Origin of the sequence: Bradyrhizobium sp. 137, assembly GCF_023074095.1 — a bacterium.
GTDB lineage: Bacteria > Pseudomonadota > Alphaproteobacteria > Rhizobiales > Xanthobacteraceae > Bradyrhizobium.
The window spans coordinates 1-24,611 of sequence record NZ_JADPKU010000072.1 but is presented as its reverse complement, the minus strand read 5'-3'; the positions used below and the strand labels follow the sequence as shown (position 1 = coordinate 24,611).

The 24,611-nt window shown below is 65.5% G+C and carries 25 protein-coding genes, 1 pseudogene and 1 riboswitch; of the genes and pseudogenes, 10 read left to right on the top strand and 16 right to left on the bottom strand.

The features are described 5' to 3' along the window. Positions 1–187: 187 nt before the first annotated feature. Positions 188–874, bottom strand: a complete 687-nt coding sequence (locus IVA78_RS23080; protein ID WP_247279680.1) for a TIGR02594 family protein — start codon at positions 872–874, stop codon at positions 188–190. A 197-nt stretch (positions 875–1,071) separates the two neighbouring features. Here IVA78_RS23080 and IVA78_RS23075 point away from each other — a divergent pair, with 197 nt between their 5' ends. Next, positions 1,072–1,935, top strand: a complete 864-nt coding sequence (locus IVA78_RS23075; protein ID WP_247279681.1) for an alpha/beta hydrolase — start codon at positions 1,072–1,074, stop codon at positions 1,933–1,935. A 247-nt stretch (positions 1,936–2,182) separates the two neighbouring features. Here IVA78_RS23075 and metW read toward each other — a convergent pair whose 3' ends face one another. Next, positions 2,183–2,845, bottom strand: a complete 663-nt coding sequence (gene metW, locus IVA78_RS23070) for a methionine biosynthesis protein MetW (protein ID WP_247279682.1) — start codon at positions 2,843–2,845, stop codon at positions 2,183–2,185. Between the two features lies 1 nt (position 2,846). After that, entirely contained in the window at positions 2,847–4,049 is a 1,203-nt protein-coding gene (locus IVA78_RS23065; RefSeq protein WP_247279683.1) for a homoserine O-acetyltransferase, read from the bottom strand. Between the two features lie 90 nt (positions 4,050–4,139). Then, a riboswitch (SAM riboswitch) is annotated at positions 4,140–4,219 on the bottom strand. A 205-nt stretch (positions 4,220–4,424) separates the two neighbouring features. Between IVA78_RS23065 and IVA78_RS23060 the strand changes: the two genes are divergently transcribed. Genes IVA78_RS23060 through IVA78_RS23050 form a run of 3 tightly spaced genes read left to right on the top strand, consistent with a single transcriptional unit; the run spans position 4,425 to position 7,336 of the window. Beyond that, on the top strand, positions 4,425–5,273 hold the full coding sequence (locus tag IVA78_RS23060) for a chorismate mutase (RefSeq protein WP_247279684.1): 849 nt from the start codon (positions 4,425–4,427) through the stop codon (positions 5,271–5,273). A gap of 33 nt (positions 5,274–5,306) precedes the next feature. Then, positions 5,307–6,404, top strand: coding sequence for a histidinol-phosphate transaminase (gene hisC / locus IVA78_RS23055; protein ID WP_247279685.1), 1,098 nt, complete (start codon positions 5,307–5,309; stop codon positions 6,402–6,404). Beyond that, positions 6,401–7,336 carry a prephenate/arogenate dehydrogenase family protein gene (locus IVA78_RS23050; protein ID WP_247279686.1) on the top strand — a complete coding sequence of 312 codons (936 nt, stop codon included), beginning with the start codon at positions 6,401–6,403 and terminating at the stop codon, positions 7,334–7,336. Before hisC ends, IVA78_RS23050 begins: the two co-directional genes overlap by 4 nt. A 109-nt stretch (positions 7,337–7,445) precedes the next feature. Here the strand turns inward: IVA78_RS23050 and IVA78_RS23045 are convergent, their stop codons facing one another. Further along, positions 7,446–8,630 (bottom strand): DUF2125 domain-containing protein, encoded by a 1,185-nt coding sequence (locus tag IVA78_RS23045; protein WP_247468113.1) that lies wholly within the window; start codon positions 8,628–8,630, stop codon positions 7,446–7,448. Positions 8,631–8,841: 211 nt separating this feature from the next. On the opposite strand from IVA78_RS23045, the gene IVA78_RS23040 reads away from it, so the two are divergent. After that, positions 8,842–9,453, top strand: coding sequence for a gamma-glutamylcyclotransferase (locus IVA78_RS23040; protein ID WP_247279688.1), 612 nt, complete (start codon positions 8,842–8,844; stop codon positions 9,451–9,453). Here the strand turns inward: IVA78_RS23040 and IVA78_RS23035 are convergent. The 4 genes from IVA78_RS23035 to ftsE all read right to left on the bottom strand — a co-directional run bounded on the left by IVA78_RS23035 (position 9,450) and on the right by ftsE (position 12,739). After that, the gene (locus IVA78_RS23035) at positions 9,450–10,223 is read right to left on the bottom strand and encodes a 1-acyl-sn-glycerol-3-phosphate acyltransferase (RefSeq protein WP_247468111.1); all 774 of its coding nucleotides are present in this window, start codon (positions 10,221–10,223) and stop codon (positions 9,450–9,452) included. The genes IVA78_RS23040 and IVA78_RS23035 overlap by 4 nt on opposite strands. A gap of 22 nt (positions 10,224–10,245) precedes the next feature. Further along, positions 10,246–10,950: a YdcF family protein gene (locus IVA78_RS23030; RefSeq protein ID WP_247279690.1), complete on the bottom strand. Its 705-nt coding sequence runs from the start codon at positions 10,948–10,950 to the stop codon at positions 10,246–10,248. Positions 10,951–11,118: 168 nt separating this feature from the next. Then, positions 11,119–12,087 (bottom strand): ABC transporter permease, encoded by a 969-nt coding sequence (locus tag IVA78_RS23025; RefSeq protein WP_247279691.1) that lies wholly within the window; start codon positions 12,085–12,087, stop codon positions 11,119–11,121. Then, a complete protein-coding gene (ftsE, locus tag IVA78_RS23020) occupies positions 12,080–12,739 on the bottom strand; it encodes a cell division ATP-binding protein FtsE (protein WP_247279692.1) in 660 nt (219 codons plus the stop codon). Before ftsE ends, IVA78_RS23025 begins: the two co-directional genes overlap by 8 nt. Positions 12,740–12,918: 179 nt before the next feature. On the opposite strand from ftsE, the gene IVA78_RS23015 reads away from it, so the two are divergent. Beyond that, complete coding sequence (locus IVA78_RS23015; RefSeq protein ID WP_247279736.1) at positions 12,919–13,797, top strand: MJ0042-type zinc finger domain-containing protein; 879 nt, start codon at positions 12,919–12,921, stop codon at positions 13,795–13,797. A gap of 46 nt (positions 13,798–13,843) precedes the next feature. After that, entirely contained in the window at positions 13,844–14,218 is a 375-nt protein-coding gene (locus IVA78_RS23010) for a response regulator (protein ID WP_100232458.1), read from the top strand. A gap of 157 nt (positions 14,219–14,375) precedes the next feature. Here IVA78_RS23010 and IVA78_RS23005 read toward each other — a convergent pair whose 3' ends face one another. Together IVA78_RS23005 and IVA78_RS23000 are read right to left on the bottom strand one after the other, a co-directional pair. Further along, on the bottom strand, positions 14,376–15,527 hold the full coding sequence (locus IVA78_RS23005) for a DUF4175 family protein (protein WP_247279694.1): 1,152 nt from the start codon (positions 15,525–15,527) through the stop codon (positions 14,376–14,378). Next, entirely contained in the window at positions 15,515–17,497 is a 1,983-nt protein-coding gene (locus IVA78_RS23000) for a TIGR02302 family protein (RefSeq protein WP_247279695.1), read from the bottom strand. The genes IVA78_RS23005 and IVA78_RS23000 overlap by 13 nt, the downstream gene beginning before the upstream one ends. 169 nt (positions 17,498–17,666) lie before the next feature. Between IVA78_RS23000 and IVA78_RS22995 the strand changes: the two genes are divergently transcribed. Both IVA78_RS22995 and IVA78_RS22990 read left to right on the top strand, forming a co-directional pair. Further along, positions 17,667–18,050: a carboxymuconolactone decarboxylase family protein gene (locus IVA78_RS22995; protein WP_247468108.1), complete on the top strand. Its 384-nt coding sequence runs from the start codon at positions 17,667–17,669 to the stop codon at positions 18,048–18,050. 144 nt (positions 18,051–18,194) lie between these two features. Continuing rightward, the gene (locus IVA78_RS22990; protein ID WP_247279697.1) at positions 18,195–19,100 is read left to right on the top strand and encodes an NAD(P)-dependent oxidoreductase; all 906 of its coding nucleotides are present in this window, start codon (positions 18,195–18,197) and stop codon (positions 19,098–19,100) included. Positions 19,101–19,246: 146 nt separating this feature from the next. Here the strand turns inward: IVA78_RS22990 and lysA are convergent, their stop codons facing one another. The 3 genes from lysA to argH all read right to left on the bottom strand — a co-directional run bounded on the left by lysA (position 19,247) and on the right by argH (position 22,321). Then, on the bottom strand, positions 19,247–20,512 hold the full coding sequence (gene lysA / locus IVA78_RS22985; protein ID WP_247279698.1) for a diaminopimelate decarboxylase: 1,266 nt from the start codon (positions 20,510–20,512) through the stop codon (positions 19,247–19,249). 23 nt (positions 20,513–20,535) lie between these two features. After that, entirely contained in the window at positions 20,536–20,829 is a 294-nt protein-coding gene (locus IVA78_RS22980; protein ID WP_247279699.1) for a lipoprotein, read from the bottom strand. A 94-nt stretch (positions 20,830–20,923) separates the two neighbouring features. Next, positions 20,924–22,321, bottom strand: a complete 1,398-nt coding sequence (argH, locus tag IVA78_RS22975; RefSeq protein WP_247468105.1) for an argininosuccinate lyase — start codon at positions 22,319–22,321, stop codon at positions 20,924–20,926. Between the two features lie 105 nt (positions 22,322–22,426). Between argH and IVA78_RS22970 the strand changes: the two genes are divergently transcribed. Further along, entirely contained in the window at positions 22,427–23,092 is a 666-nt protein-coding gene (locus tag IVA78_RS22970; RefSeq protein ID WP_247468102.1) for a TlpA disulfide reductase family protein, read from the top strand. A 6-nt stretch (positions 23,093–23,098) separates the two neighbouring features. Here IVA78_RS22970 and IVA78_RS22965 read toward each other — a convergent pair whose 3' ends face one another. From IVA78_RS22965 to IVA78_RS22955, 3 genes and pseudogenes are all read right to left on the bottom strand, one after another. After that, entirely contained in the window at positions 23,099–23,293 is a 195-nt protein-coding gene (locus IVA78_RS22965) for a hypothetical protein (RefSeq protein WP_028182113.1), read from the bottom strand. A gap of 114 nt (positions 23,294–23,407) precedes the next feature. Further along, entirely contained in the window at positions 23,408–24,289 is an 882-nt protein-coding gene (locus tag IVA78_RS22960) for a 3-hydroxybutyryl-CoA dehydrogenase (protein ID WP_247468117.1), read from the bottom strand. A gap of 195 nt (positions 24,290–24,484) precedes the next feature. Next, positions 24,485–24,611, bottom strand: a pseudogene (locus tag IVA78_RS22955) (electron transfer flavoprotein subunit alpha/FixB family protein); the annotation flags it as partial.

The following is a 24,611-nucleotide window of genomic DNA, read 5'->3' as shown; positions in this document are numbered from 1 at the left end:
ACCCCATCAGGCCTTGGCAGGACAAACTCCCAAGGCCTTCGCCGCTACCAAGACCACCGCGATCCAATCAGCGAATTATTGAACATCGACAATTGCGAGGAGCACTTGCGACGAAGCAATCCAGACTGCTTCCGCGGAGGGATTCTGGATTGCTTCGCTGCGCTCGCAATGACGGCAGCGACGACCGTCAATTCGGCATCACATACGCATAGATCTTGCCGCGCGAGACCGGCGCCTCGCGGACGCGGTTGCCATTGTTGCCGGAGATCATGATCGGATTACCCCGCGCATCGATGCCGCTGATGATCCCGACATGGCCGCCGCGGCCGCCGCGCGACATCACCGCGATGGCGCCGACCTGCGGACCGGAGATGCGCGTGCCGTAGCGCGCGAACGAGCTCGCCATATCGGAGCCCGTGCCCTGATGCCCAGTATGTTGCAGCACCATGTTCATGAAGCGTGCGCACCACAGGCTGCCGCGTCCCGTGGGATTGCCGCCGAGATAGCGGCGAGCCTCGGACACGAGGCCCGATCCGCCGCCGAAACCGCCGCTGCTCATGGCGTTATTGGCCAAGCCGCTAGGGGCTATTCCATTAGTGGCCATGCCGCCGCTATTGGCGTTCGGATCATAGCTCGCCTGGGTGTTGGCGAATCCACTCGCCTGCAATCGCGCCGCGCTGCGCTCGAAGCGCGAGCTGCGGGCATGGTGGCGGTAGTGATGATGTCTGGCGTGGTGCACGTAAGCGTGCCGCTCTGCGCTATGGCGATGATGCGGCCGCGCTGAGGCCGGAGAAACGAACGCGACGACCGCCGCGAAGAAGAGCGCCAGCGCGACAACACAACGCGACAGGCGAGACGCAAACAACTCGAACATTCTTCATCCTTCGTTACACCCCCACTTCCCCGATCGGCCCGTGCACGGCCGACATCTACTTTGCGTATCAGAATCCCGATGTGGCGAGATCAAGACACGTCCTGGGAGATTTTGCGCGGAGGTTAACGGTGCTAGAACCCTCATGCGCGAACTGCAGAACGGCATTCCAATGCCGCAGCACTCTCAGGGAGAACCGCATGCCTTACGCCGTGACGAAGGATGATTGCCGTCTGTATTTCGAGGAAGCCGGCGCCGGCACGCCGATGATCTTCCTGCACGAGTTCGCGGCCGACTACACCAATTGGGAGCCGCAGATGCGCTACTTCTCGCGCGGCCATCGCTGCATCACTTACTCTGCGCGCGGCTACACGCCGTCCGACGTGCCCGATGGCGAGGCCTACACCTACACGCATTTCTACACCGACGCGCTCGCGGTGCTCGATCACCTCGGGATCGAGCGCGCGCATCTCGTCGGCCTGTCGATGGGGGCCTACTCCTCGCTTCAGATCGGGCTCAATGCGCCACAGCGCGCATTTTCGATGACGCTGGCCGGCGTCGGCTCGGGCTCCGAGATCGATAATCTCGACGCCTGGCGCAGGCAGTGCCGCGCCAATGCCGAGCAGTTCGAGGCGCTCGGCTCCGCGGAAGTCGCAAAGGTCACGCGCGAGGCGCCGAGCCGGATTCCCTTCCTGGTGAAGGACCCGCGCGGCCATACCGATTTCTACGCTGCCCTTGCTCGCCACGATGCCAAGGGATCGGCGCGCACGATGCGCGGCTTCCAGGGCGGCCGTCCCTCGATCTATACTATGACGGATGCGATCAGAGGCGTTGCAACGCCGGCGCTGATCATCTGTGGCGACGAGGACGATCCGTGCGTCGGACCGAGCCTGTTCCTGAAGAAGCATCTTCCGGCCGCAGGGCTCGCGATGTTTCCGAAGTCGGGCCACGTCCTCAACCTCGAAGAGCCCGCGCTATTCAACGAGAGCGTGGAGCGGTTCGTCACGCTGGTGGAAGCGGGCCGCTGGCCGGTGCGCGATCCGAGGTCGGTGGCAGCGCATTAGCGTATTGACGAAAGCCAATGCGGGCGCGCTGTCATCCCCCGCGAAGGCGGAGAATCCAGTACGCCGCGGCCTATCGTTTAATTACTCCCGTCTCGGCGCACCGGATCGCCCCGGTCCCGGCTCCGCCAAGGCTACGCCGAGGCCCACAGGAGTGCTCGGCCCGCCGAAGCCTTGGCGAAGGCGGCAAGCCGGGCGATGACAGTTGAGCGCGTTGATGGGGCTCGCCCAAATCTCGAATGACGAGAAACTATTTGCCCCCGCCCCTGCTCAGCAGAAACACGCCCTGCTCGCCGAACATGTTCCACACCCACCATGGCAGGTTCAGCGGCACCGGGCGGCCGTAGAGGTCGAGCGCGACCGAGCGCTCCATCTTGACGTTGATCTGGTCGCAGAGCTCGACAAAATCCTTGATGGTGCAGAAGTGGATGTTGGCGGTGTCGTACCAGGTTGCCGGCAGATTCTCCGTACGCGGCATGTGACCGCCGATCAGGAGCTGGAGCCGCATCTTCCAGAAGCCGAAATTCGGAAACGACACGATGGCGCGGCGGCCGATGCGCAGCAGGTTCTCCAGCACCACCCGCGGCTGCCGCGTCGCCTGCAGCGTCTGCGACAGGATCACGTAATCGAAGGCGTCGTCGGGATAGTTGACGAGGTCGGTATCGGCATCGCCCTGCACCACCGCGAGCCCCTTGGCGACGCAGCGGTTGACGCCCTCGCGCGACAGCTCGATGCCGCGGCCGTCGATCCCACGCGTTTCCAGCAGCTGGAGCAGATCGCCCTCGCCGCAGCCGACGTCGAGCACCTTCGAGCCCGGCTTGACCATCTCGGCAACGAGCAGATGATCGGCGCGAAACTGACCGGACGGCCCCGTCGCAACGCCGTTCAGCGGCAGCACCTCCTGTACCGACATCTTAGCCACCTTTGCCGTTGAGACCGCGGGCCTTGCCCGCGGATTGCAGGAAGGCCCGCGAGATGTCGAAGAATTCGGGGACGTCGAGCAGGAAGGCGTCGTGGCCGCGATCGGTCTCGATTTCGGCGAACGACACCCGAGCGCTTGATGCATTCAGCGCGTGCACCAGCGCGCGCGATTCCGATGTCGGGAACAGCCAGTCGCTGGTGAAGGAGACCACGCAGAAGCGGGTCTTGATGCCCACGAACGCCTTTGCCAGCACGCCACCATGATCGGCGGCGATGTCGAAATAATCCATCGCGCGCGTCAGATAGAGATAGGAATTGGCATCGAAGCGCTCGACGAAGGACGAGCCCTGATAGCGCAAATAGGACTCGACCTGAAAGTCGGCGTCGAACGAAAAGGTCGGCAGCTCACGGTCCTGCATGCGGCGGCCGAATTTCCGGTGCAGCGCAGCGTCTGAGAGATAGGTGATGTGCGCCGCCATCCGTGCCACCGCGAGGCCGCGATGCGGGTGGATACCATGGTCGGCATAGCCGCCATTGCGCCAATCGGGATCGGCCATCACGGCCTGGCGGCCGAGCTCGTGGAAGGCGATGTTCTGCGCCGAGTGCCGCGTCGAGCACGCGATCGCCAGCGCGGAGTACACGCGGGCAGGATAGGCCGCGGTCCATTGCAGCACCTGCATGCCTCCCATCGAGCCGCCCACCACCGCGAACAGCGTGTCGATGCCGAGCCGGTCGATCAGCATCGCCTGCGCGCGTACCATGTCGGGAATGGTGATGACGGGGAAATCGAGACCCCAGACCTTGCCCGTCGCGGGATTGATCGAAGCCGGCCCGGTCGAGCCCATGCAGCCGCCGATCACGTTGGAGCAGATGATGAAGTAGTGTTGAGGATCAAGCGGACGGCCGGGGCCGACCAGCGTCTCCCACCAGCCGGGCTTGCCGGTGACCGGATGCACGTTGGCGACATGCTGGTCGCCGGTCAGCGCATGGCAAACCAGAATGGCGTTGGAGCGATCGGCGTTCAGCTCGCCATAGGTCTGGTAGGCGATCTGGAACGGGGAGAGATCGATGCCGCAATCGAGCCGCAGCGGCTGATCGGCGCCGAAATGCATAACCTGCGAACTCGGATGATCTACCTCGTGCGATCGATCGTCGGCGCTGATCGCGGGACTCGGAATCGACTTGACGCTACCCATCTGAGCATCGACCTCGTTTGCGATCAGACTTACGACCGCAGTGACATCAGGCCATGAAAAACCCGGCCTGAACGATAGGTTCGGCCGGGATCGGAAGCGTCCCCGGCCTGTTTAGCGAGTTTTTTAACGTGGCTGCAAGCCGGCCGGCTCAAATGACCACGGAACAGGCAAAAACTTACTGTCTGGAGCGGTCTTCGTCAAGCCGCGGTCCGGATTAACCCAATTCGTCCCTGATACGTCGCCTGAAAAGGCCCAGCTTCTCCTCGCATTTCTCTTTGCTTTCGCGGCCTATCCTGCCTAATCAGGACATCGACCGCAGCGGTGACGGCACTGACCGATCCGCATTGGAACGCCTCTGAACAGCCGTTGTCAGTCATGTCCCAACGTCCGCCCGCGCCGCCATCGCTTCAGGAATTGCGCAAGGAGATCGACGCGATCGACGAGGGCATGCATCGCCTCCTGATGCAGCGCGGCGACATCATCCACCGCCTGATCCAGGTGAAGCAGACCCAAGAGGTCGGCTCCGCATTCCGGCCGGCGCGCGAGGCCGCCATGATGCGCGACCTCGTCCAGCGTCATCGCGGCATCCTGCCGCTCGACACGGTCGAGAGCATCTGGCGCGTCATCATCTCGACCTTCACCTATGTGCAGGCGCCGTTCTCCGTGCATGCCGACATCTCGGTGAGCGAGCCGGCGATGCGCGATTCCGCGCGCTTCCACTTCGGCTTCACCGTGCCCTACGTCGCGCATTTCAGCGCGCAGGCCGCAGTCGAGGCGGTGGCGAAATCCAAGGGCGACCTGGCGCTGGTCTCGGCGACCTCGAGCCGCACGCCGTGGTGGCTGGAGCTGGAAGCCGACGGCGCGCCCAAGATCATCGCGCGGATGCCGTTCGTCGAGCGCGCCGACCATCCGGCTGCACTGCCGGTGTTCGCGATCTCGCGCGTCGCCGACAGCGCGCTGGTGACTGAGGTCGAGACCTTCAGCGTGCGCGTCTCCGGCTGGAACGCCGAGGTCGCGCGCGCCCTGTCGCCGCTTGCCGAAATCGTGGCGGTGCCCGATACTGCCTTCGACGGCGCCGCCCTGCTGGTTTCGGTCACGAGCGCGACCAGCATCGACAAGATCAGGGCTGCCCTGATCGAGGCAGGGGCCTCGGTGCGCTCCACGGCCCTCGTCGGCAGCCACGCAACGCGCTATACGGTGCCCCCGACAGGGCCGAAATCGTAAGTCGCGAGCCGTCCCGCCAATCCGGAGTTGAAGATGTCCCGCCCCGTGCCGAATCCCGGCATTCTCGATATTGCGCCCTACACGCCCGGCAAGAGCCCGGTGCCGGAGCCGGGCCGCAAGGTGTTCAAGCTCTCGGCCAACGAGACGCCGTTCGGGCCCTCGCCGAAGGCGATCGAGGCGTTCAAGCGAGTGGCGGATCATCTGGAGGATTATCCGGAAGGCACCTCGCGCGTGCTGCGCGAAGCGATCGGCCGCAGCTTCGGTCTCGACCCCAACCGCATCATCTGCGGCGCCGGCTCCGATGAGATCCTCAATCTGCTCGCGCACACTTATCTCAGCCAGGGCGACGAGGCGATCTCGACCACCCACGGCTTCCTGGTCTACCCGATCGCGACGATGGCGAACGGGGCCAAGAACGTGGTGGCGCCCGAAACCAACTTCACCGCCGACGTCGACGCCATCCTCAACGCCGTGACACCGCGGACAAAGCTGGTCTGGCTCGCCAATCCCAACAACCCGACCGGCACCTATCTGCCGTTCGACGAGGTCAAGCGCCTGCGCGCCGGACTGCCGTCGCAGGTGCTGCTGGTGCTGGACGCCGCCTATTGCGACTACGTCTCGCGCAACGATTACGAGATGGGAATCGAGCTCGTCGCCACCACCGAGAACACGGTGGTGACGCACACCTTCTCCAAGATCCACGGACTTGCGGCGCTGCGCATCGGCTGGATGTTCGGCCCCGAGCACATCATCGACGCAGTCAACCGCATCCGCGGTCCCTTCAACGTGTCGACGCCGGCGATGTATGCCGCGGTCGCCGCGATCGAGGACACCGCGCACCAGGCGATGTCGAAGCAGTTCACCGAGACCTGGCGCAACCGGCTGACCGAGGAGATCGGCAAGCTCGGGCTGAAGGTGACGCCGAGCGTCGCCAATTTCGTGCTGATCCACTTCCCGACCGACAAGGGCCAGACCGCGGATGATGCCGACGCCTTCCTCACCAAGCGGGGCCTGGTGTTGCGCGCGCTGAAGAATTACGGCCTGCCGCATGCGCTGCGCATGACCATCGGCACCGAGGAGGCCAACCGCCTCGTGGTTGAGGCCTTGCGCGACTTCATGGGCGGCAAATGAGCGCGCAGGCGCACTTCCAGCGCGTCGCGCTGATCGGCTTCGGCCTGATCGGCGGCTCGATCGCGCGCGCTGCGAAGCTCCAGGGCTTGGCGGGTGAGATCGTCACCACCGCGCGCTCGGAAAAGACGCGCGCGCGGGTCGCCGAGCTCGGCATCGTCGACCACGTCGTGGCGACCAACGCGGAAGCGGTGAAGGATGCCGATCTCGTCATCCTCTGCATTCCCGTCGGCGCCTGTGGCGAGGTCGCGCGGGAGATCGCCGCGCATCTCAAGCCGGGTGCGATCATCTCCGATGTCGGCTCGGTCAAGGGCGCGGTGGTCAGGGACATGGCCCCGCATCTGCCGCAGGGCGTTCATTTCGTGCCGGCGCATCCGGTCGCGGGCACCGAGCATTCGGGTCCGGATTCGGGCTTCGCCGAGCTCTTCATCAACCGCTGGTGCATCCTCACGCCACCGGAAGGCGTCGATGCTGCTGCCACCGATCGCCTGCGCGCGTTCTGGGCGGCAATGGGCGCCAAGGTCGAAATCATGACGCCGGATCATCATGATCTCGTGCTCGCGATCACCAGCCATTTGCCGCATCTGATCGCCTACACCATCGTCGGTACCGCCGACGAGCTGGCGCAGGTGACGGAATCCGAGGTGATCAAATTCTCCGCCGGCGGCTTTCGCGATTTCACCCGCATCGCGGCCTCCGACCCGACGATGTGGCGCGACGTCTTCCTCGCCAACAAGGAGGCCGTGCTGGAGATGCTCGGCACCTTCACTGAGGACCTCGCCAAGCTCACCCGCGCGATCCGCCGCGGCGACGGCGAAGCTCTGTTCGACCACTTCACCCGCACCCGCGCCATCCGCCGCGGAATCGTCGAGATCGGCCAGGATTCGGCCGCGCCCGATTTCGGCCGGCCGCACGCTGCGCTGAAGAAGCCGTAGCTTCGCTCCCGTCATTCCGGGGCGCGCGAAGCGCGAACCCGGAATGACGAGATTTGCGGCTCGAGATTCCGGTTCATTCGCTTCGCAAATGCTCCGGAATGACGGCGAGTCAATACAGCGGCGGGATCTGGCCGACCTTGACCGGACCGAGCAGCACGGCGCCGTCGACGAATTTTAGCGGAAAGCTTCTCGCCTTCTTGCCCTCGAGCGTGCTCTCGGTGCCGATCGAATTGATGCCGGCGGCGACGCCGGCATTGGCGTTCTGCTTGATGACCTTGCCGAGGCCCGGAACGGCGCGGTCGAGGGCGCCGAAGAGATTGTTGAGATCCTGCGACTTCACGCCCGGCGCGACGCGGTCGAGCGTTGCCTGCGGTACACCCTCCTCCAGTATCTTCTCGATGCCGAGCGCCGGGATCACGCGCTCGAGGCCCGTCACCGTCATCTGCAATTCGCCGTCGAGCCGGCCACTGGCCGAGAGGCCGAGCGTGCCGGCCGCAACCGCGATCATCTCGCCCTGCTGGATCCGCGACTGCACGATCTCGATATGGCCGCCGGCGGCCTGGATCTCGCGGAAGCGCTGCGGCCAGGGTTTTGGCGTGACGTCCGTAAGGCCCGTGACCTTCGCGCGCGTGTCCGCCTCGAACGGCTCGGCGAGCAAGGGATGAACGCCCTGGATGCTGCCCTGCGCGACATGGAGCACCGTCTCGATGACCGGATGATCGGACGACGATCCGTCCGCGAGGCGGCCGTGCAGCTCGACCTGCTTGGCGCGCGCGAGCGGCACCTGCACGCTGCCGTCGAGACGGTTGAGGCCGGGATCGTCGAACACGATGGAGGCGCGATCCGGCACGGCCGGCAGACCGACCACGCTGGCGCGGCCCTTGCTCCAGTTCACCACGAAGGTGTTTTGCGTGACGCCGTCAGTCAGCGTCGCCGGCGCGGAGAACTCCGCGATGACGAGCTTGGGGTCGTAGACCTGGGCGACGACCAGGATGTTGTCGAGCTTCGCCGTAAACGGCGTCTTGCTCGCATTCTGCGACACCAGGGCGACGCTGGCGCCGGAGCACTGGACCTCGAAGCGGAACGGGAATCCCGCGATCGAGCGCTTGGCGCAATCATAGACGCGTCCGGATTTGGCCTCCTGCGCGCGCCAGGCGTCTGCGGCGATTTCGGCCTGCGACGCCGCGTAGAACCAGAAACAGCTCCAGGCGACCGCGAGGATCAGGACGAGAACGGGCGCGATGAAAAGGCCCCAACGGGAGCGACGGCCTGTGGCAACGGTCATATTGGACATGCGGCGACCCTTTGACCCCAGATTCAGGCAAATGTAAGCGAGGTCCGCCCCCGACGAAAGGCGGAGAATCCGCTTCGCTTGGGGGCACGGTTCTGCTAAAGCGCGGCGCGATTTGGAAAAATCGTCATCGCGCTTTAGCTCCTTGTTTGAGCATGATCTTTTCGGAAGGCCGCTTCACACTTTTCCGGATCATGCTTTAGCCGTGCCCGAAATGTCGGAAATCACCCTCCCCTCCGTCACCACCGCCAAGGGCGACCTCTGGGTGTTCGGCTACGGCTCGCTGATGTGGCGGCCGGGGTTCGAATTCGAGGAGCGCGTCCCGGCGCGGCTGGTCGGCGAGCATCGCGCGCTGTGCGTCTATTCCTTCGTGCACCGCGGCACGCCGGAAAAGCCGGGCCTGGTGCTCGGGCTCGACCGCGGCGGCGCCTGCCGCGGCATCGCCTTCCGCGTCGCCGAGAAGAACCGCAGCGAGGTCGTCGCCAATTTGCGGGCACGCGAGCAGGTCACCTCGGTCTACCGCGAGGTCATGCGCTCAGTATGGCTGGAGAACGATGCGCGGCAGCGCGTCTCCGCACTCACTTATGTCGTCGACCGCGGTCATGTCCAATATGCCGGCCGGCTCTCGCTCACCGAGCAGCACCGCCATGTCATCCAGGGCCATGGCCAGTCCGGCGCCAATCGCGACTACGTCACCGCGACGGTGAAAGCGATCGAGGCCGAAGGCTTTCGCGACACGCAGCTGCACCAGCTTGCGACGATGCTGCACGGCGATGCGCATTCCCTGCACGCGCCGGCGCCGACCGAAGATCGAGAGAACCGCTAACTGTCCGACCGCGCGTAGCTCGGCGCGGAGCCGATCAAGTGCTCCTGCTCTTTCCGGCCGGCTTCGACGAGACGGCCGGTCGCGTCCTCGATCGCCGTCTGCACGCGCGCGAGAAACTCGTCCTTCGGCAGGCCCGACGGCAGTGGATCGAGGAATTCCACCACCAGCGTGCCAGGATAGCGCATGAAGGTGCGGCGCGGCCAGAACAGGCCGGAATTGAGCGCGACCGGCAGGCACTGCACGCCGCAGGAGGAGTAGATCTGCGCAAACCCTGTCTTGTAGGCGGGGGCAGCGCCCGGCGCACGGCGCGTGCCTTCCGGAAAGATCACGAGCTGGCGGCCGCCGCGCACGGCCTCGCGCGCCCGCCGCGTCATGTCCAGCAGCGCCTTCACGCCGGCATTGCGATCGATCGCGATCATGCCGGTCTTGACCAGGAATTGACCAAAGACCGGGATCTGCATGAGCTGGCGCTTGAGGATGAAGATCGGGTGATCGAAAAAGCCGGGTAGCACGAACGTCTCCCAGAACGACTGGTGCTTTGCCACGACCAGCAACGGTCCCTGCGGGATCTTCTCGACCCCGCGGAATTCCACCTTGATGTTGCAGATCACGCGCATCAGGATCAGCGTCGCCTTCGCCCACCATTCCGCGACCGTCAGCATGGCGCGCGGCGGCAATGCGAAGGTCGGCAGCGCCACGATCGCCAGGCACACCAGCACGGCGTAGAACAGCACGTTGAACACGAGCGAGCGCAGGAAAATCAGGAACATCGACGATCCGATCAATTGCCGGTCAATTGGCCTGTGCTGTGGCGGGCCGCTTCGGCTGCACGCCCACAGGCTGCTCCGACACTTCGGGCGAAAGGTCAATCCCGAAATTCTCCAGCCGCACCCTGAGCTCGGCCGCGACGTACTTGGCGTATTCCGACAGCAGCAGCCGCAACGTCGGCGCCGAAGTCCACCACGGCTCCTCGCGCCATTTGTCCCCGACCACCGCGAACGGGATCAATGTGGTCTGCGGCATCGCATGGGAGAATTCCACCAGCGCGCGGGGCATGTGATAGTTCGAGGTGACCACGATCAGCGATTTGAACTGGCGCCCCTCGGCCCAGCGCCGCGCCTCCGCCGCATTGCCGCGCGTCGAGAGCGCGGTGCGGTCGAGGTCGACGCAGCAGGTCATGAAGGAGTGGTTCTCCGGCAGGGTGCGGGAGATGTCGCTCGCCGTCGAAGTCGGATGCACGCCCGAGATCAGGAGCCTCCTGCCGTAGCCGGCAGCGAGCAGCTCCATCGCGTCCGATACCCGGGAGGAGCCGCCGGTCAGCACGACGATGCCGTCCGCCTTGCGATCCGGCACCATCTCGGCGCCGCGCAATTGCGACAGGAACGCAACGAAGCCTGCTGCCGCGCCGATGAAGGCAAGCGCGATCGTCGACACGATTGCCGCGCGCAGCCAGCCGCGCGGCAGTTTTGGCGATCGATCGTCGGTCGGCGAGGTCATGCGATGTCGGTGATCCCTTCCCAGAGGTGATTTTAAGACGTTTTGAGGCGAAGTGGAGTCTGGTTATTGGGCTCTGCGAGCGGAAGGCACACCTCCTCTCGCCGCGTCGCCAGTGCGCTCCCGCTCCCCGCCAGCGCGAGAGGCGAAGAAGCCGCTATCACCCAACACTCAATCGATATCATTCAGCGTCGCGAACAGCGTCTGGCGGGAGGCGACCGCGGTGATGGCGCCGATCAGCACCGCCTGGACCGCGAGCACGATGTAGCCGGATGGCCGCAGCGAGAAGGTGCCGAGCAGCGCGGCGAACTGATCGCCGACAGGGGTGCCGGAGAACCAGCCGGCGATCGACTCGGAGAAGCCGAACACCAGCATGGCGGCGCCGCCCCCGATCACGCCGCCCTCCAGGCCCAGCCTGAGGAAGTGGCGCAGGAAGCGGTTGGCGATGTAACGGTCGCCGGCGCCGACGAAATGCAGGACCTCGACGATCGGGCGGTTCGCCGCCATGGCGCCGCGGGTCGCGAACGAAACCGAGATGATGGTGGCGATGATGACGAGGGCGAGAATGCCGATGCCGGCGAGCACGGTGGCGTTGGTCATCGAGCGCATGCGCTCGATCCAGGCGCGATGATCGTCGACACTCGCGCTCGGCGCCACCTGGGTGACCCGCGCGCGCAGGACGCCGAGATCGAGCGGCGTGCCCGGCTGCACGCGCGCGATGATCATGCGCGGCACCGGCAGATCGTCCATCGACAGGCCGGTGCCGAGCCAGGGCTCGAGCAGCTTGCCGCTTTCGTCCTTGCTGAACGGCTTGACCTCGACGATGCCGGCTTGCGCGCGCATCGCCTCCGTCACCGCCGCGGTATCGCGTTCGAGATCGCGGCCAGCCTGCGGACGGACCTGGATGGTGATTTCGCTCGCGACCTCCGACTGCCATTCGGCGGCGGAAGCGCTGACCAGCAGCACCGTGCCGGTCGTCATCGAGGCGAGGAAGGTCATGATGGCGACGACGGCGACCAGCGCGCGGCCGTGGATCGAGGCACGCGGCACGATCGGCGACATGTTGCGCGCCTGGGCCGGAAGCTGCGGACGCTCCTGCCCGAGGTCAACCAGCACGCCGCGCTCGTCGGTCCTACTCATAGACGTGCAGCCGTCCCTGATGCAGCACCAGGCGCCGCGCCTCGTACTGGTCCATCAGGCCGATGTCATGGGTCGCGATAATGACGGCCGTGCCTGATTTGTTGAGCTCGATGAACAGCCGCAGCAGGCGGCGGCCGAGCGTCGGGTCGACGCTGCCGGTCGGCTCGTCCGCGAGCAGCAGCTGCGGGCGCGAGATCACGGCGCGGGCGATCGCCGCGCGCTGCTTTTCGCCGCCGGACAGGATCGGCGGCAGCGCATCCATGCGATCGCCGAGGCCGACCCAGCGCAGAAGATCGATGACCTCCTTGCGATAGCTCGACTCGCTACGCCCCATGACGCGGAATGGCAGCGCGACGTTTTCATAGGTCGTCATGTGGTCGAGCAGGCGGAAATCCTGGAGCACGATGCCGATGCGCTTGCGCAGGTCGGCGATCTCGTCCTTGCCGAGCCGCGAGATGTCCTGGCCGAACAGATTGACGAGGCCCCGCGTCGGCCGATGCGACAGGAACAACAGGCGCAACAGCGAGGTCTTGCCGGCGCCGGACGGTCCGGTGAGGAACTGGAAGGAATGCGCCGGGATCTGGAAGTTGAGGTCGCGCAGAACCTCCGGCCCCAGACCGTAACGCAATCCGACATTTTCGAACCGGACCAAGCTCAGCTCCGTTCGAGAAGGGGCGCGGGCCACACGGCTGCACCCCGCCATACGCGACTAACGGGTTTTGCGACCGTTATGGTTTCCGGTTCGTTAACGCTCGCCCGGTAGCATAAGAGCAACCCGGTTCTCCGCGACCGTGACATCGTCAAGACCAGTCCATGCATCAAGGCTCGTCCATGCATATCGTCTGCCCTCATTGTACGACATCCTACGCCATCAAGCCTGCGAGCCTGGGTGCGAACGGCCGGACAGTGCGCTGCTCCCGTTGCAAGGAGACCTGGGTCGCCCATGCCGAGGATGCGATCGAGGAGGCGTCCATCCCGGCCATGGCTGCGGCAAGCCAGGCCGAGGACCAGGCCGACCTCGCCGCGCAGTGGAACTCATACGCCAAGGACGATAGCACCCCCGACACTCCGGTTGTCGAAAGCCCCTCGATCGCCAGCGACTGGCCGACCGAGGACACCAAGGAGATCGAGGACGAGTGGTCGGCGGCGGCCCGGGCCGTCGAGGAGGACGTCGCCGGCGCGCAGCACCAGTCCTGGTTCCGCGGCCTGTTCCGTCGCCGCGGCGCGCGGGTCAGTCGCCCGGCCGCCACCGCGGCGCCGCGAAAATCCCATTTCGGCCTGCCGACCGGCTGCGCCGCCATGGGCGCGCTGGTGCTGGCACTGGTGATCTGGCGCGGCGACATGGTGCGGCTGCTGCCGCAGACGGCGGCGTTCTACAAGATGGTGGGGCTCGAGGTTAATCTGAGAGGGTTGGCCTTCAAGGACGTCAAACTATCCAGCGAGACCGTGGACGGTAAGCAGGTGCTGGTGATCGAGGGCGTGATCGTCGGCGAGGGCAAGAAGCCGCTCGACATCCCGCGCCTGCGCTTCGCCGTGCGCGACGCGCAAGGAGCGGAGATCTACGCCTGGAACACGGTGCTGGAGCAGACCGTGCTGCGGCCCGGCGAGCGCGCCTTCTTCCGCTCGCGCCTGGCCTCGCCGCCGCCGGAAGGCCGCAATATCGACGTTCGCTTCTTCAACCGGCGCGACATTGCCGGCGGCAGCGTATAATCAGCCTCACAAGATCCGCGCGGGAGTTGGTCCCGAGGTTTGTCTGATGCCGAAAATCCTGATCGCCGACGACGAGGATTCGATGCGCACGCTGGTGGCGCGCGCCATCGCCATGGACGGCCACGAGACCGTCACCGCGCAAGACGGCGCCGAGGCGCTGGAGATCCTGACCCGCGAGGACGGGGCGTTCGACCTGCTGCTCACCGACATCCAGATGCCCGTCATGGACGGCATCGCGCTCGCCCTCTCCGCCGCGCGCGATTTCCCCGACCTGACCATTCTCTTGATGACCGGATTTGCCGACCAGCGCGAGCGCGCCTCGAACCTCAATGCGCTGGTGCATGACGTCGTGACAAAACCGTTCTCGGTCGCCGACATCCGCACCGCCGTGGCGGATGCGCTGGCGGCGAGGAAGGGGTAGCGGGCGGCATTAGCCAAGCATACCGCTGTCATGCTCCGCGAAGGCGGGGCATCCAGTACGCTGTCGCCTATCGTTCGGATCACAATTGTGTCGGAATACTGGATGGCCCGCCCCAGTGCGCAAGCGCACAAGGCGGGCGATGACATCGAGTGTGAGGTCAAAAATCCTTGAGCAGGCGCTCGATATAGTCGAGCTCGATCTGCGGGCGCGAGGTATCGCCTAAGCGGCGGCGGAGCTCTTCGAGGATGCGGCGGACACGCTGGGCGTCGATCTCGCCGGGGATCTTGACGGTGTAGTCGTCGCTGAGATCGCGGCCGTGAAGCGGACGGCCCAGCGGATCGGTCTGATTGGCGCCGCTCTGCTGACGGCCGGCCCGATTGCCGGGACCATCGCCCTGCCCGTCGCCGTCGCCCTGCTGCATGGCCTCGGCCATCTTCTGCGCGCCCTTGCGCAAGGCATCGAGGGCCTTGCCCTGCGAATCCACGGCGCCGTCGGCGTTGCCCTCGCCGAGTTTCGACCCGGCATCGCCCATGGCCCCGTCGGCGTCGTCCAGACTGCTGTCTTCGTCGCCCTGGTCGCCGTCCTGATCGCCATTCTGGCCGGGCTGGCCCTGGTCGCCCTGCTGACCCTTCTGCCCTTTCTGACTCTGACCTTTTTGTCCCTTCTGCGCGAGGCCGCGCTTGGCGAGTTCGTCCTGCAACTTCTTCAGACGGTCGCGCAGCGCCTGCTGGTCCTGCTGGAGGTCCGACATCGACTGGTCGCCCTGCTGCTTGCCGCGCGAGCGGTCGCGCCGGGAGTCCTGGCCCTGCTTGAACGTCTTGTCGCGCAATTGCTGCTGCTTGCGGATCATGTCGCTGAGCTCGTTGAGCGCCTGCTCCATGTCGCTGTCGCCGGATTGCCCGGGCTGCGCCATCTGGAGATTTTCCATGATCTGCGCGAGCTGCTCGAGCATGCGCTGGGCCGCCTCGCGGTTGCCTTCGCGCGCCGCCTTCTCGATCTGCCTCAGGAGGTCGTCCAGATCGCGCTGCGTGATGACATTGCGATCGCGGCTGGAGGATTGGCTGCGTTCCGTCGCCCGCTTGTACTCCTCCAGCTTCTGGATGGCGTCAGACTGATTGCTCAGGCTCTTGCCGGATTCCTTCTGCCTGAGGCTGTCGCCGGACTCCTGCATCGCCTTTTCGGCGCTGTCGAGCAGCGCGTCAGGATCCTGATCCAGCTGGGCAGCGACCGGCGAGACGCCGCAGAGCAGCAGGGCGACACATGCGATCGACATCGCCTTTAAGACTGGCACGCGTGCTAGCTTCCGCATTTCCGGTCCCGCGTAAACTGGTTGGTCTTGTCGTCCCCCGTCTTGTTGGCACGGCTGCTTGCCGACTTCCGATAGGCCTGAAGCTGCTCGCGCAATGTGTCCTGCTGCTGCGCCAGCTCTTCGAGCTGCTCGGGCGTCGCATGCTGGGTCTTCTGTCGCAGCTCGATCGCCTTGTCGAGGATGAGCTGGACCTCCGCGGGGAACGGCTGCCGCGCTCCGAGCGGATTTTGCTCGGCGCGCCGGGCGAGGTCGCGCACCTTGCCGGCCATGGCCTCGCGGAGCTTTTGCGTCAGCACCCTGATCTCGTCCTCGCTGGCGCCGCGTTCCAGCGCCGCCTTGAGCGCGTCCTGCGCCGAACGCAGCGCCGCGTTGACGCTGCCGGCGACGCCGTCGTCCTCGATGGTGACCGCGAACGCCCACATGCTCGCCACCACCTCGCGCAGCGCCTCGTCGGTGCGGGCCGCCTCGAGCTGGGACGCCAGGCTGCGCAGGCCGAGATAGCAGCCGGCATCCGGCGTGAACAATTCGGGCGCGATCATCAGCGCGTCGAGCGCGGTGTAGACGTCGGAATTCCTGTTGGCGTCGAGCGCGAGGATGCGGCGCTGCTCGATCAGCGCGCGCGCGAGCGAGTTCGTGAACAGCCGTTCGGGCAGGCGCATGTTGAAGGGCTCGCTTCGCGCCTCGTTGCCGGCCTCGTCCTTGGCGGTGAGCGTCAGCGTGACCTCGGCGCCGGCATAGGGATCCTCGCTGAGGTCCTTCACCGTCTGGCCGACGCCGTTACGGGTGCGCGCGTTCGGCAGCACGAGCGGGAATTGCGGCGGCTGGAACAGCGGCCGCGCCGCGCCTTTGCCGTCGGCGTCCTTGCTGTTGTCCTTGTTATCCTTGGCGGTATCTTTGGCGCCATACTTGCCGGCATCCTTGGCGTCGGCGGGGCGCAGCGCAATGTGCGCGTCGGCACCGGTGACGCCGTAATCGTCCTCGATCTTGTAGGAGAGCTGGAGCGCGCCGCGTGCCTGCCGCTCGGGGTCCTTGGCGAGCGCGATTGTCGGGGGACGGTCCGGTGTCGCCGTGAAGGTCCATTGCGGCTGGCCGGAGGGCGCGCGGACATGCGCGGTGCCGTCGGCGGCGATGGCAAAGTGCTTTTCGTTGGTGCCCTTGGGCGCGGCTTCCACCGGGGCGACCTCCTTGAGGCCGCCGGAGACCGCGACATCGAGGCTGCCGCCGGAGGAGCGCACGATCAGGGTCGAGCCGGCGGGGACGGCAAGCGGTCCGCTGGCCGGCAATGCCGCGGCTTCCTTGTTGGCGGCCGACAGGATGACCGGCGGCTTGCCGGTGTAAAGCGGGGGCGTCACCCAAGCGTCGACGCGAACATTGGTCGGGGCCAGCACGCCATTCCAGTCAAAGGCGGCCCGGAGCCGCATCGCGCGCTCGTCGCCGGCGGCGAAGAAGGTCGCAACCAGCATCACCATGACGAGTGCACGCAGCGCCCAGGGATCGTGAAACGCGAGCCGCGGATGCGGCAGACCGGCGCGGATGCGCTTGAGCGAGGCCAGCGTGCGCTCGCGTTGCGCCTGCCACAGCGCCTTGGCAACCGGGTCTTGTGAGCTCAGCGTGTCCGTGAGCGTGGTGGCCGGGCGGTGACGGATGCCGGAGCCACGGTCGAGCCGGCTCAGCGCCTCATCACGGCCTGGCCAGCGAAAGCGAATCAACGGGAACAGGGCAGCAATCGCGATGCCGGCGAAGATGACGAGACCGATCGCGCGGGCGACAAACGGCAAGGACAGCCAAAGGCCGGCCCAGGACACCACCAGGAAAAGGCCGGCGACAGTCAAAAGCCGCGCCAAATTCGGCCAAGCACGCTCCCACGCGATGGCATAGGTCGCCCGATCGAGGGCCTGCGCCAGCTTCAGCCGCGACAGAGCGTCGCCCTCGCGGATCGGGTCTGACGGGTCGGGGGTGACGCCGTTCAATCAGCTCTCCAGGTTGCCCGGTAGAGCGAAGCCTACCACAACGGCAGCACTGAGGCATCCATTCCGGCACGGGAGACACCCCTTTTCCCGCATAACACGAGGACGTGACTGGCCCGGCGCAACCCCGTAATTTCCGCGACGCCATTCCGAGGAAAACGAAGGAAACGCCATGGACAAGAAGATGCACGACAAGGGCCTGGAAGTCCGCAAAGCAGTGCTGGGCGAGGCCTATGTCAACAACGCCCTGACGAACGTCGACGATTTCAACCGTCCGTTCCAGGAGATGCTCAACGAATATTGCTGGGGCGCGGTGTGGGGCCGCGAGGAACTGCCGCGCAAGACCCGCAGCATGCTCAACATCGCGATGATCGCGATCCTCAACCGCCAGCACGAGTTCCGCGCGCATCTGAAGGGCGCACTGACCAACGGCGTCACCCGGGAGGAGATCCGCGAGATCCTGATGCAGGTCGCGATCTATGGCGGCATGCCGGCCGCCGTCGACAGCTTCCGCATCGCGCGCGAGGTGTTTGCGGAGATCGATGGGAAGGCGTGAGGGCAAGCCACCGCCGCCGTCATCCCGGACAAGCGTCAGCGCAAATCTCGATGGGCGCGCGCTTGAGCCGCGCTTGTCCGGGACGACACCGATGGTGAAGTGCGCATCTTTCACGACAACGAATAACAAACACAAGGAAACAGCATGGACATCGGATTCATCGGGCTCGGAAACATGGGTTTCCCGATGGCGCGACGGCTGATTGAGGCCGGACACCAGCTCGTCGTGTTCGACACGCGCAAGGAGGTCGTCGACAGGCTGATGGCACGCGGCGCGACGGCTGCGACATCACCGAAGGATGTCGCCGACCAGGTCGAGACGGTGATGGCGAGCCTGCCATCGCTGCAGGCCTCGCTCGAGGTCGCGACGGGCGCAAACGGCGTGATCGAGGGCAGGCGCGCGAAACGCTTCGTCGATCTGTCGACGGTCGGCTCGCAAATGGCTTCGAAGATTCACGGCCTGCTCGCCAAACGCAACATCGTGCAGGTCGACTGCCCCGTGTCCGGCGGGGTCGGCGGCGCCGAGAAAGGCACGCTGGCGGTGATGGTCTCCGGCCCGAAAGCCGAGTTCGAGCTGCTCAAGCCGGCGCTCGACGTGATCGGAAAGGTGTTCTTCATCGGCGAGAAGCCGGGCGCAGCGCAGACCATGAAGCTCGCCAACAATTTCCTGTCGGCCACGGCCATCGTGGCAACGTCGGAAGCCGTCGTGATGGGTGTCAAGGCCGGGCTCGATCCCGCCGTGATGATCGACGTCATCAATGCGGGCTCGGGCATGAACACGGCGAGCCGCGACAAGTTTCCGCGTTCGGTTCTGCCGCGCACCTTCGACTTCGGTTTCGCCACGGGATTGATGGTGAAGGACGTGCGGCTGGCGCTGGAGGAGATGAAGCAGCTCGGGCTGTCGATGGAAGTCGCTGATGCCGTAGGACGGTTGTGGGAGACGGTGATCAGCGCGGAAGGCGCCGAGTCCGACTTCACCGCGGCAATCAAGCCGATCGAGAGGAAGGCGGGGGTTGTGGTTGGAGCGAAGGGCGAGTTGACGGGGAAGTAGCGAAGTGCAGATGCAGCACCCGCCACTCGAGGGAGAGGTCTGGCGAAGATTCGTCGTTAGCAGCTTCGCGCGACACGCCCTCGGGGATTATGGATCCTGGCTGTCGCACGACGACACTGAATTTGTGGCGGCCCGCCGTCGTGCTGTCACAGCCAAGGCGCCGGCGTATCCATCGCGATCAGCTGTTCGACCTCGATGCGCGGGCGCACCACGGCGTATTGCTCGCCCTTCACCAGCACCTCCGGCACCAGCGGCCGCGTGTTGTAGGTGCCCGCCTGCACCGCGCCATAGGCGCCGGCGGTCATGATGGCGAGCAGATCGCCCGCCTTTGGCGTCGGCAGCGTGCGGTCGAGGGCGAGATAGTCGCCGGTCTCGCAGACCGGGCCGACGACGTCGGCCGTGATGGTGGCCGCGTCCTTGGCGGGCTGCGTCACCGGCAGGATGTCGTGATGCGCCTCGTACAGCGTCGGGCGGATCAAATCGTTCATGGCAGCGTCGATGATGACGAAATTCTTGCCGTCGCCATGCTTCACGTAGATGACCTTCGTGACCAGGATGCCGGCATTGCCGACGATCATGCGCCCCGGCTCGAACATCAGCGTGCAGCCGAGATTGTGGCTGACGCGCTTGACCATGGCGGCGTACGCGTCGGGTGCCGGCGGCGCCTCGCGATCCATGTAATAGGGAATGCCGAGGCCGCCGCCGAAATCGACATGCGAGATGTTGTGGCCGTCGGCGCGCAGCGTCTGCACGAACTCGGAGAGGATCCGGAACGCGGTCTCCATCTTGGAGAGGTCGGTGATCTGGCTGCCGATATGCACGTCGGTGCCAGTCACCTCGATGCCCGGGAGTCTTGCGGCGCGGGCATAGACCTCGCGGGCATGAGCGATCGGAATGCCGAACTTGTTCTCGGACCTACCGGTGGAGATTTTTGCATGCGTGCCGGCATCGACGTCGGGGTTGACGCGCACGGAGATGCGCGCGGTCTTGCCCATCTCGGTCGCAAGTCGCGACAAGAGCTCGAGCTCGGGCTCGGATTCGACGTTGAGACAGAGGATGTCGGCGGCAAGCGCAGCGCGCAATTCGGTTTCCGTCTTGCCAACGCCCGAGAACAGGATCTTAGCTGGGGGGATGCCCGCGGCCAGCGCACGCTTCAACTCGCCGCCCGAGACGACGTCGGCGCCGGCGCCTAACTTGGCCAGCGTGCGCAGCACCGACTGGTTGGAGTTCGCCTTCATGGCGTAGCAGACCAGCACCTTCTCGCCGGCGAAGGCCTCCGTGAAGACGCGGTAGTGCCGCTCCAGCGTCGCGGTCGAATAGCAATAGAAGGGCGTGCCGACGGTTGCGGCCAGCTCGGACAGGTTCACCGCCTCGGCGTGCAGCACGCCGTTGCGATAGTCGAAATGGTTCATGGCGCAGGCTCGGTTGTCCCGGCTTATTTCCGGCCGGGAGGTTCGTCCAGGAGCGGGTCGAGAATAAACGATTTCTTCCTGCCCTTGGCCGCCGCGGGCGCGGCGTCCACACCGTAGGTGGGATTGAACACGCTCGGCGTCCCCTGGGCTTCGGTCTCGGTGTCGGTCGGCGCCGCACCGTTGGCCGTGGGCGCATTGGAGGCGGTCGGCGGCAGATCCAGCGGACCCTTGCGTCCGCAGCCGGCGAGCGCCAGCGCCGTCAGACTAAGGACAATGATGGCCCACCCCGAGCCGGCCGGGCGAAACTTTGACGTCACGACGAAATCCCCACTACGCGGCCCGCACCATACAGAGATTGGTGCGCTCTGGCGAGAGCCCGCATGACCATGAAAAACAAGCCAAATTTTGCCATTAGCCCGATTTTCGCTGCTTTTCGAGCCGCTTCGCCCAAGCCTTAGCCTGCGACGCCACGTTCTTCGGCGCGGTGCCGCCAAAGCTGGTCCGGCTCTTCACCGACGATTCGACCGAGAGCACGCCGAGCACGTCTTTGGTGATCTTGGGCTCGATCGCCTGCATCTCCTTCAGCGGCAGCTCGTGCAGCGCGACGCCGCCTTCGGCGGCCTTGGCCACGATCCGGCCGGTGACGTGGTGGGCCTCGCGGAACGGCATCTTCAGCGTCCGCACCAACCAGTCGGCGAGATCGGTCGCGGTGGCGTAACCCTCGCCCGCGGCCGCCTTCATCCTCGCTTCGTCGGGCGCGAGGTCGCGGACCATGCCGGTCATCGCGCGGATCGCCAGCGACAACGCGGCAAAACCTTCCATCGCGCCCTGCTTGTCCTCCTGCATGTCCTTTTGATAGGCGAGCGGCAGGCCCTTCATCACGATCAGAAGACCGTTGAGCGCGCCGATCACGCGGCCGGTCTTGGCGCGCACGAGCTCGGCGGCATCCGGGTTGCGCTTCTGCGGCATGATCGAGGAGCCGGTCGTGAATTTATCGCTGAGGCGGATGAGGCCAACCAGCGGCGAGGTCCAGATCACGATCTCTTCGGCAAAGCGCGACATGTGCACGGCGCAGATCGAGGCTGCCGACAGTGTCTCCAGCACGAAGTCGCGATCGGACACCGCATCGAGCGAGTTCGCCATCGGCCGGTCGAAGAGGAGCGCCTTTGCGGTGGCGTGGCGGTCGATCGGGAATGAGGTGCCGGCCAGCGCGGCCGCGCCCAGAGGCGATTCATTGAGCCGCTTGCGCGCGTCCTGGAAGCGGCCGCGGTCGCGCGCGGCCATCTCGACATAGGCAAGCAGGTGGTGGCCGAAAGTGACGGGCTGCGCAGTCTGCAGATGCGTGAAGCCGGGCATCACGGTCGCGGCGTGCTCCAGCGCGCGCTCCACCAGCGCCTGCTGGAACGCGGCCAGCGCAGCATCGGTCTCGTCGATGACGTCGCGGACGAACAGGCGAAAATCGGTCGCGACCTGGTCGTTGCGCGAGCGCGCCGTGTGCAGCCTTCCGGCCGCGGGGCCGATCAGCTCGGACAGCCGGCTCTCGACATTCATGTGAATGTCCTCGAGCGCGCGCTTGAACGCGAAGCCGCCCTTGCCGATCTCTGACAAAATCGTGTCTAGACCCTTGCCGATATTTTTCGCATCAGAGGCGGTGATGATGCCCTGGCTGGCGAGCATCGCGGCGTGGGCCTTGGACGCGGCAATGTCCTGGGCGAACAGGTGACGATCGACGTCGATAGAAACGTTGATCTCCTCCATGATCTCATCGGGACGTTCCGAGAACCGGCCGCCCCACATCTTGTTGCTCATGATCCCCTGCTCACGCCTTGCCTGTCGCTAGTCACGTTTGCTGGCCGCGGCCAGCCGTATTAAGAGGCCCCTGATAGCCATATCTGCGACCGGATGACAAACGATATGCTCGACAAGACGCCCTCCGCCACGCGCCGAATCCCCCTCGTCATCGCCATTGTGGCGATCGGGGGTCTGGCGGGCTTCGCCGCGCTGTACGGGCTGGGCCTGAGCCGGGCGCCGTCAGGCGATCCGGTCTGCCGGTCCGCGGTGGCGACCGCGCAGAAGATCGCCCCGCTCGCCCATGGCGAGGTGGCGGCGCTGACCATGGCGAGCGCCCCCTTCAAGCTGCCGGACCTCGTCTTCGAGGACGCCGATGGCAAGCCGAAGAAGCTGTCCGATTTCCGCGGCAAGACGCTGCTGGTGAACCTCTGGGCCACCTGGTGCGTGCCCTGCCGCAAGGAGATGCCGGCGCTGGATGAGCTCCAGGGCAAGCTGTCGGGCCCGAATTTCGAGGTGGTGGCGATCAACATCGACACCCGCGATCCCGAGAAGCCCAAGACCTTCCTGAGAGAGGCCAATCTGACCCGGCTTGGCTATTTCAGCGATCAGAAAGCCAAGGTGTTTCAGGATCTTAAAGCTGTAGGCCGGGCCTTGGGGATGCCGACGTCGGTGCTGGTCGACCCGCAAGGCTGCGAGATCGCGACGATTGCGGGGCCGGCGGAGTGGGCGAGCGAGGACGCGCTCAAGCTGATCCGGGCGGCGACGGGCAAGGCTGCCGCGTCGCTTTAGAGAATTTTAGGCCGTGACGTTGAGATTGCCGCCGACGCCGGGGCCTACATTGGCGAGCGAGGGCTGGCCGGCGCCCATCAGCGTCAGGACGGTGGATTTCTCCATGTCCATGTTCTGCTTGGTCAGCGTCGCCGCGATATTCGATTGCAGCGCGCCTTGCTGAGCGGCCAGCATGGTGCTGACCATTGCCATCATGTCCATTACGCGAACCCTCGTACGGCCCTAACCTAGGCGTGAGGGGTTAATGAGAGGTGAGCGAGTTTCCGTGTCCTGGCTCGGCAGCGCTCCGAGCTGCGCCCGGGGCACGAGAGTACCTTACCGCGTCGGCACCGGCTTGGCGCCGCGATAGTCGTAGAAGCCGCGCTGGGTCTTGCGGCCGAGCCAGCCGGCTTCGACGTATTTCACCAGCAGCGGGCACGGGCGGTACTTGGAGTCGGCCAGCCCCTCATGCAGCACCTGCATGATGGAGAGGCAGGTGTCGAGGCCGATGAAATCGGCGAGCTCTAGCGGGCCCATGGGATGATGGGCCCCTAACTTCATCGCGGCATCGATCGCCTCGACATTGCCGACGCCTTCGTACAGCGTGTAGATCGCCTCGTTGATCATCGGCAGCAGGATGCGGTTGACAATGAAGGCCGGGAAATCCTCGGAGACTGCGACCTGCTTGCCGAGCCTGGCGACGAATTCCTTGGACGTCTCGAAGGTCGCATCATCGGTGGCGATGCCGCGGATCAGCTCGACCAGCTCCATCAGCGGCACCGGATTCATGAAGTGAATGCCGATGAAGCGCTCCGGCCGGTCGGTGGCGGCGGCGAGCCGCGTGATCGAGATCGACGACGTGTCGGAGGCGACGATCGCCTCCGGCTTCAACACCGCGCACAGTTCGTGGAAGATCTTGCGCTTGACCTCCTCCTTCTCGACCGCGGTCTCGATCACGAGGTCGCAGTCGGCGAGGTCGTCCAGCTTCTCGGCAAGCTTGATGCGCGCGAGCGCCTTGGCCTTGTCGTCTTCGGTGACGGCCTTTTTGGAGACCTGTCGCGCCAGATTGCCGTTGATGGTGGCCATGCCCGACTTGAGGCGGTCGGCCGAGACGTCATTGAGCACCACGTCGAAGCCGGCCAGCGCCGCAACATGCGCGATGCCGTTGCCCATCTGACCCGCGCCGATCACGCCGACCTTCTTGATCACTGCCGCCATCATGTCATCCACCGGAACGGCGCGCGACGAGCGCGCCCTGCCTATCCCCTCGAGCCGGGAGATCCGATTTAATCAGAACCCTGGCTCGAAACCTAGATTGGATCGCCTCGAAGGCGTGCCCCACGCCAAAGAAAACGCCTCAGAAAAGCAACACCGGCCGGAGTTTATAGCTCCGGCCGGTGTTTTTAGCCCGTTTTACTTGCCGAGCTTGCCGAGTTCGGCCGTCAGCTCCGGAACCGCTTGGTAGAGGTCCGCCACCAGGCCGTAATCGGCGACCTGGAAGATCGGCGCGTCCTCGTCCTTGTTGATCGCGACGATCACC